Origin of the sequence: Collinsella ureilytica (assembly GCF_019795105.1) — a bacterium.
Lineage (GTDB): Bacteria > Actinomycetota > Coriobacteriia > Coriobacteriales > Coriobacteriaceae > Collinsella > Collinsella ureilytica.
On record NZ_JAIMFO010000004.1, the window covers coordinates 495,548 to 508,729 of the forward strand.

The window sequence follows — 13,182 nt, forward strand, 5'->3', positions numbered from 1 at the left end:
TGCGGAGTGCTCGCAGGTATGAGGTGCGCACAGGCAGAGTCTCACGCAACCGCAAGCCGCGCCCAAACAAAAAAAGACCCGCTGGCCTTCCTATAACAGGCGGGAACATCGATCCCTCTCCTCTTACAAGAAGACCCTGCGGGTCTTAAAAACTACGGCCGAGGACGTGCGAGCTACACATCGAGCTCACAGCCGAGCCGCAGCGAGAACGCCTAAAGCAAGCGTGCTCTCAGGCGGTGAGACTTCAGACTCTCTTACACTCGAACCTGAAGCCCTCACCTTACAGAGCCAAGACAGCGCGTGTCTTAGTACATGCCACCGCCCTGCTGGCCAGCAGTGGCAGCAGCAATAGCATCCTCAAGCTGGGTGTTCTTAGGAACATCGGTTACCGTAGCCTCAGTGATGAGGATCAAGCTTGCCACCGATGCGGCATTCTGAAGCGTGGTGCGCGTAACCTTCACCGGGTCAAGCACGCCCATCTCAATCATGTCGCCCCACTCACCATTTGCAGAGTTCAAGCCCTGGCCAGCTGGCAGCTCACGAACCTTATCAACCACAACAGCGCCCTCAAAACCGGCGTTCTTCGCAATGGTTGCAACCGGAGCAGTCAACGCCTTCTTAACGATCTCGATACCAATCTGCTCCTCGGGATCGATGATCTCAATCTTGTCGAGGGCATCCTCAACGTCCATGAAGGCAACGCCGCCGCCGGCAACAATGCCCTCCTCAACTGCAGCGCGGGTAGCCTGCAAGGCATCCTCTACGCGGTGCTTGATCTCCTTGAGCTCAGTCTCAGTTGCAGCACCAACCTTCAGCACGGCAACGCCGCCAGAAAGCTTAGCCAAACGCTCCTGAAGCTTCTCGCGGTCAAAGTCAGAATCGGTGTGCTCAATCTCGGCCTTGATAGCGGCAACGCGAGCGTCGATCGCGCTCTTCTCGCCAGCACCATCAACAATGGTGGTGTAGTCCTTGGTAACGGTTACCGACTTAGCCGTACCGAGCATCTCTGCAGTAATATCTGCAACCTTAATGCCCAGCTCATCCAGGGCAGCCTGGCCGCCAGTCAGAGCAGCAATATCCTCGAGCATACGCTTGCGGCGATCACCATAGCCCGGAGCCTTTACCGCGCAGACATTGAGGGCACCACGGATCTTGTTGAGTACGAGGGTCGGCAAAGCCTCTCCATCAATATCCTCAGCAATGATGAGCAGACCCTTACCAGCGCGAGACACTGCCTCAAGCACCGGCATAATGTCTTGCACGTTGGAGACCTTCTGGTCGGTGATGAGGATATACGGATCCCGCATCACAGCCTCCATGCGATCATTATCAGTCACGAAGTAGGCAGACACATAGCCCTTGTCGAACTGCATGCCCTCAACGGTATCAATCTGAATATCAAAGGTCTGGCCGTCTTCAACGGTGATCACGCCGTCTTTGCCAACAACGTCCATGGCCTCGGCAATCTTGTTGCCCACCTCGGGATCCCCTGCAGAGATGGTACCCACAGAGGCGATCTGCTCTTTGGTCTCAACCGGGCGAGCGGCAACCTTCATAGCCTCAACAGCGGCGGTAACAGCCTTATCAATACCGCGACGAATGGCCAGCGGGTTTGCGCCAGCAGCAACATTGCGCAGACCGTCATTCACAATAGCCTGAGCAAGCAGGGTAGCGGTGGTGGTGCCGTCACCAACGGTGTCGTTGGTCTTGGTGGCAACTTCTTTTACCAGCTGAGCACCCATGTTCTCAATATTGTCCTCAAGCTCAATCTCACGAGCAACAGAGACACCATCGTTGGTGATGGTCGGGGCACCATAGGAGCGCTGCAGGGCAACATAGCGACCCTTCGGACCCATCGTAACGGTTACGGCATCTGCCAACGTATTGACGCCCTTAGCAAGCTTTGCGCGGGCATCGGTGTTAAAAACAATGTTCTTTGCCATAGTTTTCAAATCCTCCAAATATGAGCTGGATTCTTTTCCTTACTCAACCACTGCGTAAATGTCATCGGCGCGCATGAGGAGATAATCCTCACCGTCGACCTTAATCTCATTACCGCCAAACTTGCCGTAAATCACCACGTCGCCGGCCTTAACATCAACAGGAATGCGCTCACCATTCTCGGCACGCTTGCCCTCGCCCACGGCAACAACAGTTCCGCGCTGAGGCTTCTCCTGTGCGTTGCTGGCGATATACAGACCAGATGCCGTTTTCTGCTCGGCGGCATCAGGCTTGACCAGAACGCGATCTGCGAGAGGCTTAAGACTCATGGGTTCCTCCTTCATCGATGGGTCGGGCACGTGCTGCCCGCACCGATCACTCGTACGTACGGTGTGAATAGTACCCATCGGCTCAGAGCTATACAACGCAACATCAAAAAATCTAAATATCAGCACTTAGATTTTATGATGATATTCTATATAGGTAGCAAAGACTGAGAAGGTCTGTCTGGGCTGTACTCCTGAGTGCAAACGAGTGCAGCTGTGTGAGCCACAGAAACCTAAGGAAAAGGGCTGGGACATACATCCCAACCCTTTTCTAAACACGTATCCGTGCGTACTCACTAAGCAAACGTCTTGCGCATACAGCTACTAGGCCAAGAGAGCGAAACTTTGCCCTCTAACTACATGCTCTCGTGGAAGGTACGAGAGATGACCTCATCCTGCTGCTCGCGAGTAAGCGTATGGAAGTTCACAGCGTAACCACTCACGCGGATCGTAAGCTGCGGATACTTCTCTGGATGAGCCTGGGCATCCAGCAGGGTATCGCGGTTAAAGACGTTGACGTTCAGATGGTGACCACCCTTCTCGGCATATGCATCGAGCATACCAACGAGGTTATCAGCTTGAGCCTGGGGTACATCGCTAACCTTCATGAGTTCCTCCTTTTAGGTTGGGAACTGCGCGCATGAGGCGCAGCTCCCGTACAAAACAATCAACCAACCAACAACTACTTGCCGTCTACCGCACCCTCAGGAGCTGAGGCATCAGCACAACAGGCGCAGTCAACCGGATTCTCGAAGACAATATCATCCAGATCGATCTCGTTAAACATAACCTCGCCGTCTTTACCCAAGGCTCCCGGCACAATAGAGAAGGTATTGGAAATACCATCTTGAGCATCGCGGAACGGAAGCTTGGAAACAGAGGACAGAGAAGCAATAGCGCCGTGGCTATCGCGCTTGTGCATGGGATTGGCACCCGGTGCAAATGGCACGCCAGCTGCGCGGCCATCAGGCGTAGCGCCGGTCTTTTTACCGTACACCACGTTTGAGGTGATGGTCAGCACCGAAGTCGTAGGCACCGAATCACGGTAGGTTCCGTTCATGCGGATATACTCCATGAAGCGGTGGACAATGTCGTGGGCCAAGGAATCAACCCGATCATCATCATTGCCGTACTTGGGGAAATCGCCCTCAATTTCAAAGTCTACAATCACGCCATCCTCATCGCGAACGGGATGCACCTTGGCGTACTTAATTGCAGAGAGTGAGTCTGCCACAACAGACAGGCCAGCAATGCCAGTAGCAAACCAGCGATGCACGTGCTTGTCGTGCAGAGCCATCTGGATGCGCTCGTAGCAGTACTTGTCATGCATATAGTGGATGATGTTCAGCGAGTTTACATACACGCCAGCAAGCCACTTCATCATGTCGTTATACTTGGCCATTACATCGTCAAAATCGAGGGTATCGCCCTCAACCACGCGATACTTCGGACCAACCTGCTTCTTGGAAACCTCATCCACGCCACCGTTCAAAGCATAAAGCAAGCACTTTGCCAAGTTAGCGCGGGCACCAAAGAACTGCATCTCCTTGCCAACACGCATGGAAGACACGCAGCACGCAATAGCGTAATCGTCCCCGTGATAGGCGCGCATCAGATCGTCATTCTCATACTGGATGGACGAGCTGGCAATTGAGGTCTTGGCGCAAAACTCTTTGAAGTTCTGGGGAAGCCTGGTGCTCCAAAGCACCGTGAGGTTTGGCTCAGGCGAGGTGCCCATGGTCTCAAGCGTGTGCAGATACCGGAAGCTCGTCTTAGTAACGAGGGTACGTCCATCTACTCCCATGCCACCAATCGCCTCGGTTACCCACTGCGGGTCGCCGGTGAAGAGCGCCTGATACTCGGGGGTACGAGCGAACTTAACCATGCGAAGCTTCATGATGAAGTGATCGATGAACTCCTGGATCTGCTCCTCGGTAAAGGTGCCACGAGCAAGGTCGCGCTCAGCATAGATATCAATAAAGGTGCTGGTGCGTCCAATGGACATAGCGGCACCATTTTGCTCCTTGGTTGCAGCAAGATAGGCAAAGTACATCCACTGAATGGCCTCTTGCGTGTTGGTTGCCGGAGCAGAAATATCAAAGCCATAGAGCTGAGCCATTTCCTTCAGCTCGCCCAAGGCGCGAATCTGCTCTTGTAGCTCCTCGCGATCGCGAATATTCTCTTCGTTCATCACAACGGGCGTGGAGGCCTTCTGAGCCTTCTTGTCCTCAATCAGGTGATCAACACCATAGAGTGCAACGCGACGATAGTCGCCAATAATACGGCCACGGCCATACCCGTCGGGAAGACCCGTGATGATATGCGCCGAGCGGCAGGCACGCATCTCGTCGGTATATACATCGAAGACACCGGCGTTGTGGGTCTTACGGCGCGTGGTGTATGTCTCTACCACGTCTTTATCAATCTCGTATCCGTGCTGAGCTGCTGCCTGCACAGAAATACGAATACCGCCGTTTACGTGCAAGGCGCGCTTGAGCGGCTTATCGGTTTGGAGGCCAACAATGGTCTCCTTCTCGGGGTGCTTCGCATCAATATAGCCAGCTGGATGGCTGCAAATGCCGGTAATAACCTTGGTGTCCATATCAAGAACACCGCCCTGTTCGCGCTCCTTTAAGAGCAAATCGAGCACATTGCCCCAAAGCTCCTCAGTGCGCGAAGTTGCGGGCGCGAGGAAGGAATCGTCTCCCTCGTAAGGGGTGTAGTTCTGCTGGATAAAGTCCCGGACATCCACCTCCTGCTCCCAATTGCCACCCTCGAATCCGTCCCATGCCTCCTGCATTCTGTGACCACGCTCCTTGTTGCCACCTGACGCGAGGAACGCTCTTGCGAACCCGCGTATGAACCGAACCCGACGCTGCAGCCGTCTTTTTGTAACGAAAAAAAGAAGCAGTTTGGCGCCGACAGAAGTCTGTACGGGAAATGATATCATTCGATTACTTTTTATTCGGTACCGTTCACCGATTATCCCTGCTATTTTCTTGACAAGCAGCTTACCGGATACTGTCATTTTTTATCCCCACAGGGTCATGGTAAAAATTCGCCTCGGGTGAGCTGAGTCACGAAAAAGCGAGGCTCGGATGGATTCGAACCTCGCCTACTTACGTGTGAATATACGTATGAGTACGCTGAATTTTTCACGCCCTCTGTGTGGATGCAACGCTCCACTCCATCAGATAGCCTCACGCCATATCAGCATTTGCTCAACTTCGCGCAAAAAGAAAAAGCAGGAGGCCTTGGAGACAGAGCCGGGATCCGATTCCCCGGGCGAATCCTGAGCCACCTGCTTTCCCCAGTACTTTAGTTGAATGGTGAGCTGCGAGCAAGTATCGAAAGTACTTTCTAAGGCCTGCGAGACACCTGCATGTTCACCTTTAGTGCTTGCCTCCATATCTTAGGCGCGCATCTTTTAGAAAAGGACTTAGTAGGGACGCTCTAGAGCGCAAGCTTTCCGCGTTCAGCAGAGGCACGCTATCCCACAGTCATGTACCAGCACAGGCAACGTGCTCGCGCTGCCTGTGCCAGCCGCGCAATACATCCTATAAGGTATGGCGCACACGGATAGCATCGTGCACGATTCTCCTACTCGTGAGGTAGGTAATGAGGAAGTACCCACCATAAGCCGTTACAAAGATGCCAAGCGTTAAAGCTACCGTTCCAGCAATGGAAAGACCGCCAAAGAGAAGAGCGATCCGTGTCACCACCTTAAGTGCTACATACGAGTGCGCCGTGGCTACCACGAGGGGCAGCAAGAAGAAAACTGCCTGCTGGATAAGGACTGAACGCATAACCTGCCGCCTGGCAACGCCGATCTCAGAGAGCACTCGATAAGCAGACCCCGTATCCGATACATTCGAGAGCTGCTGGATCGCTAGAATCGCAGCAGAAGCAATCACGAGTACAAAACCAATGTAGAGGGCCAGATAAGAAATGAGACCTTTGAAGGTGCCGGAAGACTCAACAATGCTGGTGCGTGTTGCGTCATTTGTCCAAAATCCAATGTCAGTCAAGGCACTCTCTGGAGCGTCTGCGCCTTGCGCGACGTAGTCGTCCCCCTCCTTGGTGGTGATACCATCGCGATAGCGCATGAGCAGATTGCTTTCCATCAAACAATAGTTTGAATTATCAATAACTGCGTCGGGCACGATGAGCGTTCCCGGATTGGTCGTCTGAGCATTGTGGAACACACTCGTTGCTGCATCAATCTTCTCGTTTACCGGATGCAGGCGATGACCCGAAAGCTCAATAGGTTCCTTTTTCTTAAGCGCCTCATCGTAAACGCTATTCATAATACCGCCACCATCGCTGGTAAGAATGTAACCATCCCTACCAACCGAAACCGAGGGCAGACCCCGAAAGGCAAGGTAGCGGTTATAGTCACTCTCACGCATGAGGTCAATGCCGAGAACATCTACGTTGGAATACTTCATCTCCGGGGGCAGGTCTACCCCCACCTGCTTTGCCAAACCCCCATAGCTCAGCTCTGGGATGCCACTCTCACTATCCTGACGCATGGCACAGTACACCTCGAACTGCACCGTATCACCGGCAATCTTAGCAAGATCAAAGACCGTACCATCAGGTCGCTCATACCGCGTATCTGCCATGAGATCGATCGGGTGTTTCGTGAAAGGATACGTACCTCCCTCCTGCTCCACCTGCGACTCTGCATGACGAGCATCAAGGTACATAAAGGCACGCGAGTAATCTGCAGGAGTAGAACGCTCAGCGCTCTCTGCCATCGAGCTCGCTATCGACATGCCACCCGAAACGGAAGTTGCAGCTAAGAAAAGCACCATCGCGATCACGGCCATAGAAATAGAAACTGTGTTCACCTTAGCCGAGATTTGGCGAAGCGTGAACATGGTGAGTCCGCGCCAATAAAGTCCGCGTACAAAAGAAAGGGCTCGAAGCATCAAGCTCGAAAAGCCAAAAAAGACAAGCAAGGTACCCACGATAACAATCGCAGTCGTCACCGCGAAGCGCTCAAGACCATCACTCTTCCCATAGATGGGCAGGCCGTCGGCCAAAAGACGCGAGTAGGCAATACCCACAAGAATCGCGCCCACAATAAAGACGATTGCACCAATCCAGGGGTTTCTGATCTGAACACGCTCGTGGCGACGGCTTGCACTCATGAGGTCGATAATCTTGGCGCGAGCAACCACGCGCAGATTAAACACAAGCGTGACAAGGAAGGTCGCAGCCATGCACATCAGCGTGATGAAAAATGCCGGAACAGAGAAAAAGAAATGGAAGCTTGCGATTGTTGTTCCAAAAAGAGCCGCAGTCAGTAGGGTCATGAGCTGCGATAAGCCAATGCCAAGCACAATGCCGAGAACAAAAGCCACACCTGAAACCAAAAGCGTTTCTAAGGTCATCATCCGTGCGATCTGACTGCGCGTCATACCGAGTACTTGGCAAAGACCAAACTCTTTCTTTCTGCGCTTCATGATGAAGTTATTGGCGTAGACCATCAAAAAGCCCATGACGACCGCCAAAAACATCGTGAGTCCACCGATCAGGCTGGAAGTGAAGGGCACCAGACTCTGATCCGTGATGCCGGTATAGTTGATCTGCAACGAAATCGTATTAAATGCGTAGAACATGACGACGCCAATGGTAAGCGTCAAAAGGTAAATGAGGTAATCACTGCCCGCCCGGCGAACGTTGCCCCATGCGAGCTTACAAAGCATCGGAGTCCTCCCCACCCATCATGGCAACAACTTCCATGATGCGATCAAAGAAGGCACGCCGATCGATATCTCCGCGACGGAGCTCAGTAAAAAGTCGACCATCGCGAATAATAAGCACACGTGAGGTATAGCTCGCGGCAAAACTATCGTGCGTAACCATCAGCACCGTAGCGCTCGCCTTTTTGTTCATCGCCTCAAAGCTCTCAAGAAGCAGACGAGCATTTTTTGAGTCAAGCGAGCCGGTGGGCTCATCTGCCATGATGATGGCAGGGTTCGTAATCAGAGCGCGCGCTGCTGCCGCTCGTTGCTGCTGGCCTCCAGATAGCTGATAGGGATAGCGATCAAGGGTCTGGGCAATGCCAAAGCGCTCAGCCACCTCATCTACGCGCGCAAGCACCTCTTTCGGGGAAACGCGAGCAATGGTGAGCGGCAAGGCAATATTCTCGCGAATACTCAAGGTGTCTAACAGGTTCGCATCTTGGAAGATAAAGCCCAGTTGCTCGCGGCGAAAGCGCGTGAGTTGATCCGAGCGGTAAGCTGTAATGTCTACGCCATTGATATGCACCGATCCACTGGTTACCGAGTCAATGGTGGACACGCAATTCAAAAGCGTAGACTTGCCGGAACCCGAAGGTCCCATGATTGCCACAAACTCTCCGGAGTCAATAGAAAATGACACGTCATCAAGAGCACGAGTTACTGCCCCGCGCGAGCCAAACACCTTCTCAACATGCTGTACATCAAGCACGGGATGCGTCCCTTGTTGCATGCGTACCTCCCGGTTCTTTGAGCGGACATGCCGCCAGATACGGATATCTTCGCATTCCATACTGTCAGGGACAAAGATGTACAGCCATCGATTCTGCTTACAGCTTGCTTGCGCTTTCGTAAGGTTTGCACCTGAGCCTTACACCCGCTCTTCGGGGTATACCACGCCCCAATCGGCACGCAGGCGCGTCATGATCTCCATCACATCGGCAGCAATATCCAAAAGCCCTGCTTTTTGTGCATCTCCTGCAACTGCCGCCTCCAGATTGGCAACCTCATAGCACAGTGCATAGGCTTCCTCGCCCACACATACTTCCTCGCGGTGTCCATCGTGAGTCCACACAATCTCGGCGCGATCAGCCCGGGGATAGGAGTTGACCTCGATATAGCACTTGTCAAAGCTCAAGACTGCACGCTTGGGCTGCTTGGAGTGCAGAGAAAGAGAAAAGATGCCCAACTCGCCCTCAGCATTGCGCGTTACAAAACCGCTCGTCTCATCAACGCCGGTGCTCGAAAGATTCGCAAGCGATACCACCTCAGCAGGACAGCTAGTCATAAACAGCCGAGCAATCGTTAAGGCATAGACGCCAATATCGAGCATGGCACCACCGGCAAGCGCAGGATTATAAAAGCGATTGGTAAGGTCGCCATACTCCTTATAGCTGCCAAAATTCACCTGAGCGAGGTTGAACGAGCCAAAGTCTCCTTCGGTCGCGCGGCGGCGCAGTTCATAGAACAGCGGCATGTGCAAAATAGTCGTAGCGTCCATGAGTACCACGCCATGAGTGCGAGCAAGCTCACGTGCTTCGGTAAGCTCAGCGGAGTTCAACGTAATTGCCTTCTCGCAAAGCACATGCTTGCCTGCAGCGAGAGCTCCGCGCAAATACTCGATATGCGTGTTATGAGGCGTGGTGATATACACCGCATCAATCTCAGGATCAGCGTAGAGTTCCTCGAAGCTCTCATACACGCGAGGAATGCCATAGGTCTTGGCAAAGGCTTCTGCCCGCGCGTATGTGCGATTCGCAACACCAGCAAGACCGCGACCGGCCAGCGCTAACGACTGAGCCATTTGATTTGCAATAACACCGCAACCAATAACTGCCCACGTAAGCTGAGGAGCAGCAAAGATATCAGCCGGAAATGGGCGATCTGCCACAGCGGCAAAGGCAGCCTTTGCTGCCTGCTCCGCATCTAAGGCACCTGAAGCTCCAGGTAATTGCTCGCTACTTCTGCATGTTTTCTCGCCCACGATAAGGCCTCCTTACATCAGCTCACAGATACGTTCGGCAAAGGCAACTGGATCCTCAGGCAGCATGCCCTCTACCAACAGCGCCTGATCATACAAAAGCCCGGTATACAGAGACAGACGCTCCTGGTCTTTTTGCTCAAATGAAGCTGTTAACTTGGCAAAGACTGGATGCTCGGCATTGAGCTCGAGCACGCGCACCGAACGGGGTAGATCGGCACCTTCAGCCTCAGGGCCTCGCGCCATGACCTTTTCCATCTCCAAAGAGACCGGACCTTCTGTGGTAATAGCTGCCGGAGCATCTACTAGGCGGGCAGATACCGAGACCCGCTCCACCTTGCCATCCAGCGCTTCTTTCATGGCTTGGAACAGATCCTTATGTGCCCGGGTTGCTTCCTCAGCGGTCTTCTTCTCATCCTCTGAAGCTAGATCAATATCACCGCTCGCCACATTCTTAAACTCAATGCTCCGATCTTCAAGCTCGGGCTCAGCGCCATCGGCCACAGCAGTCTCAGCAGCCGCACGTGCTGTCTCATCCTCAAAGACCTTCGGCAGACCCTTTGCCTCATAGACGCGCATGGCCTGCAGCGTGAACTCATCCACATCTGCCGTACAGAGCAACACGTCGTATCCACGGGAGAGCACGCTGCGTACCACGGGCATCTTGGAGAGGCGGGTGCGGTCATCTCCTGCAGCAAAGTAAATTGCAGTTTGGCCAGCCGGCATTGAGCGAGCGTACTCATCAAGCGTGACCATCCGGTTTTCCCGAGCACTCCAGAAGAGCAAGAGATCTGCCAGCTCGGACGCCTTCATGCCATAGCTTGAATAGATACCAAACTTAAGCCCACGACCAAAGTTCTCAAAGAAGGTCTCGTATGCTTCGCGATCCTTGTCGCGCATCTCAGCAAGCTCAGAGCCAATCTTTTTCTCAATACGGCTTGCAATCGCGCGCAGCTGGCGATCTTGCTGCAAGGTTTCACGGCTAATGTTTAAGGAAACGTCTGCAGAATCTACGATGCCACGTACAAAATTAAAGTGATCAGGCAAAAGGTCAGCGCACTTCTCCATGATCATGACATTTGAACTGTAGAGCGCCAAACCCTTCTCATACTCGCGGCTATAGAGGTCAAAGGGTGCCTTGCCAGGAATGAAGAGCAAGGCATCGTACTCAAGGGTACCTTCTGCATGGAAAGAAATCGTGCGCGCCGGTGCCTCCCAGTCATGGAAGGTGCTCTTATAGAACTCGGCGTACTCCTCATCTTCTACCTCAGATGAGCGCTTCTTCCAGATGGGCGTCATGGAGTTTAAAGTCTCAAGCTCCTCATACTCCTCGTACTCGGGAGCATGGGAAGAGGCATCGGCAGCGTGGGCGACATCGCTTGCGTCGGCCTTGCCCTCACTATCCGAAGCGCTGGCTGTGCCATGTTCGGCGCTGCTATCTCCTTGCGCATCTGTTGTCTGAGAACTCGAAGGCTGCTCATCGTCTTTTGCAGGCTCAGGCTTAGGACGGCTCTTGGTCACCAGCATCTGAATCGGATAGCGCACATAGTTGCTATAGCGCCTTACCAGATCCTTTAGACCCCACTCCGTGAGATAGGTCTCAAAGCTCTCACCAGGCTCGCCCTGCTCTCCAGGCAGATTATCACGAAGCGTCAAGATCACATCGGTACCGTGGGTCTCACGCTCGCCCTCAGAAATGGTATAGCCCTCAAGGCCGTCCGACTCCCACACATGCGCAACATCCTCGCCAAAGGCTCGGCTTACCACGCGAACCTTTTTGGCAACCATAAAGGCGGAATAAAAGCCCACGCCAAACTGACCAATGATATCCAAGGTATTGCCCTGGTGCTCAGCATTTTCGCTCTTAAACTCCTGGCTTCCCGAGTGCGCAATCGTGCCCAAGTTGCGCTCAAGCTCATCGGCCGTCATACCAATACCGTTATCTGACACCGTGAGCGTGCGAGCCTCAGGATCAACCGAAAGCCGAATTGCTAGGCTATCCTGATCTACCTGCACACTCGAGTCAGTTAGACCCTTGAAGTTGAGTTTATCCACCGCATCAGATGCGTTAGAGATCAGCTCACGCAAAAAGATCTCACGGTTTGTATAAATAGAATTGATCATGAGATCGAGGAGCTTTTTGCTCTCTGTCTTGAACTTACGCATACAAATACGTTCCTTCCCATGCACGATCCAGTGCCAAAGTGGCAAACCTACTATATTCAGACTTAGATCTTATAACCTGAATGCGCTGAGATATGCATGCTCAAGAAAAAAGCGGTCTCCTCTCGCTCTAAGCTCTTAGATACGAAAGGAGGCCGCTAAAAGGAACCTTCAACTGCAGGCACTAAAGGAGCGCGCTGCACTTATGCGAATAGCTTCACTACCAACGCATCAAGTCGGTATACGCACCGCAATACAACGTAGACAGACAGGTATACAAGCTTGGCCTTATGCGCCAGCAACTACCTTTGCCCAGTCTGCCTCAAAGGATGCAAGACCTTGATCGGTGAGTGGATGGCGTACGCACTTCTTAAGAGCTGCCATAGGAACGGTTGCAATATCTGCTCCCATAAGAGCTGCTTGTACCACGTGGTTTGGTGTACGTACAGAGGCGGTAATGATCTCTACCTCACCATCAACGTTTTTGCCTGACCAGTCATAGTTACCAATGCAGGCAATCACATCTCCTAACTGAGAGATGCCATCTTCTGCAATATCGTCAAAGCGTCCTACAAACGGAGAGATATAGCGAGCTCCTGCATTTGCTGCAAGCAGTGCTTGGGCGGCAGAAAAAACTAGAGTCATATTGACGCGAATGCCAGCATCGGCAAGAGCGCGACAAGCCGCAAGGCCAGCCTCACATACCGGAAGCTTTACCACGATATTGGGGGCAAGGGCAGCTAAGCGCTTTCCTTCCTCAATCATGCCTTCGGTATCGGTGGCTGTAGACTCAGCAGAGACTGGAAGGCCTTCGCAAAGCTTGGCGATCTTTAACATATGAGGCTCAAAGTCTTGAAGCTTGCCTCCGGTTTTTGCATACAGAGTTGGATTGGTAGTAACGCCTGCCAAACAACCCCAGCCCTTTGCCTCTGCAATCTCATCAAGATCAGCAGTGTCGATAAAGAATTTCATAGGTATCTATCTCCTAAATGCGCACTTCAGAGCAAACTTACAGGTATTT

General features: G+C 52.8%; 9 protein-coding genes. All 9 read right to left on the reverse strand.

Annotated features, from left to right (window positions below):
* Positions 1 to 305: 305 nt before the first annotated feature.
* The 9 genes from groL to K6V98_RS02220 all read right to left on the reverse strand — a co-directional run bounded on the left by groL (position 306) and on the right by K6V98_RS02220 (position 13,133).
* Positions 306 to 1,943: a chaperonin GroEL gene (gene groL, locus K6V98_RS02180; protein ID WP_222198910.1), complete on the reverse strand. Its 1,638-nt coding sequence runs from the start codon at positions 1,941 to 1,943 to the stop codon at positions 306 to 308.
* 39 nt (positions 1,944 to 1,982) lie between these two features.
* On the reverse strand, positions 1,983 to 2,270 hold the full coding sequence (gene groES / locus K6V98_RS02185; RefSeq protein WP_222198911.1) for a co-chaperone GroES: 288 nt from the start codon (positions 2,268 to 2,270) through the stop codon (positions 1,983 to 1,985).
* Positions 2,271 to 2,623: 353 nt separating this feature from the next.
* Positions 2,624 to 2,875 carry an autonomous glycyl radical cofactor GrcA3 gene (gene grcA3, locus K6V98_RS02190; protein ID WP_222198912.1) on the reverse strand — a complete coding sequence of 84 codons (252 nt, stop codon included), beginning with the start codon at positions 2,873 to 2,875 and terminating at the stop codon, positions 2,624 to 2,626.
* A 74-nt stretch (positions 2,876 to 2,949) separates the two neighbouring features.
* Positions 2,950 to 5,067 carry a formate C-acetyltransferase gene (gene pflB, locus K6V98_RS02195; protein ID WP_222198913.1) on the reverse strand — a complete coding sequence of 706 codons (2,118 nt, stop codon included), beginning with the start codon at positions 5,065 to 5,067 and terminating at the stop codon, positions 2,950 to 2,952.
* Positions 5,068 to 5,824: 757 nt separating this feature from the next.
* Positions 5,825 to 7,981 (reverse strand): ABC transporter permease, encoded by a 2,157-nt coding sequence (locus K6V98_RS02200; protein ID WP_222198914.1) that lies wholly within the window; start codon positions 7,979 to 7,981, stop codon positions 5,825 to 5,827.
* Complete coding sequence (locus K6V98_RS02205; RefSeq protein ID WP_222198915.1) at positions 7,971 to 8,750, reverse strand: ABC transporter ATP-binding protein; 780 nt, start codon at positions 8,748 to 8,750, stop codon at positions 7,971 to 7,973. Before K6V98_RS02205 ends, K6V98_RS02200 begins: the two co-directional genes overlap by 11 nt.
* Positions 8,751 to 8,888: 138 nt before the next feature.
* Entirely contained in the window at positions 8,889 to 9,908 is a 1,020-nt protein-coding gene (locus K6V98_RS02210; protein WP_371734512.1) for a Gfo/Idh/MocA family protein, read from the reverse strand.
* A 105-nt stretch (positions 9,909 to 10,013) separates the two neighbouring features.
* Entirely contained in the window at positions 10,014 to 12,164 is a 2,151-nt protein-coding gene (gene htpG / locus K6V98_RS02215) for a molecular chaperone HtpG (protein WP_222198917.1), read from the reverse strand.
* A 285-nt stretch (positions 12,165 to 12,449) separates the two neighbouring features.
* On the reverse strand, positions 12,450 to 13,133 hold the full coding sequence (locus tag K6V98_RS02220) for a transaldolase family protein (protein WP_222198918.1): 684 nt from the start codon (positions 13,131 to 13,133) through the stop codon (positions 12,450 to 12,452).
* Positions 13,134 to 13,182 lie beyond the last annotated feature (49 nt).

Coding starts and splice junctions, on each gene's coding strand:
- groL (WP_222198910.1), bottom strand. CDS start 1,943: ATGGCAAAGAACATTGTTTTTAACACCGATGCCCGCGCAAAGCTTGCT.
- groES (WP_222198911.1), bottom strand. CDS start 2,270: ATGAGTCTTAAGCCTCTCGCAGATCGCGTTCTGGTCAAGCCTGATGCC.
- grcA3 (WP_222198912.1), bottom strand. CDS start 2,875: ATGAAGGTTAGCGATGTACCCCAGGCTCAAGCTGATAACCTCGTTGGT.
- pflB (WP_222198913.1), bottom strand. CDS start 5,067: ATGCAGGAGGCATGGGACGGATTCGAGGGTGGCAATTGGGAGCAGGAG.
- K6V98_RS02200 (WP_222198914.1), bottom strand. CDS start 7,981: ATGCTTTGTAAGCTCGCATGGGGCAACGTTCGCCGGGCGGGCAGTGAT.
- K6V98_RS02205 (WP_222198915.1), bottom strand. CDS start 8,750: ATGCAACAAGGGACGCATCCCGTGCTTGATGTACAGCATGTTGAGAAG.
- htpG (WP_222198917.1), bottom strand. CDS start 12,164: ATGCGTAAGTTCAAGACAGAGAGCAAAAAGCTCCTCGATCTCATGATC.
- K6V98_RS02220 (WP_222198918.1), bottom strand. CDS start 13,133: ATGAAATTCTTTATCGACACTGCTGATCTTGATGAGATTGCAGAGGCA.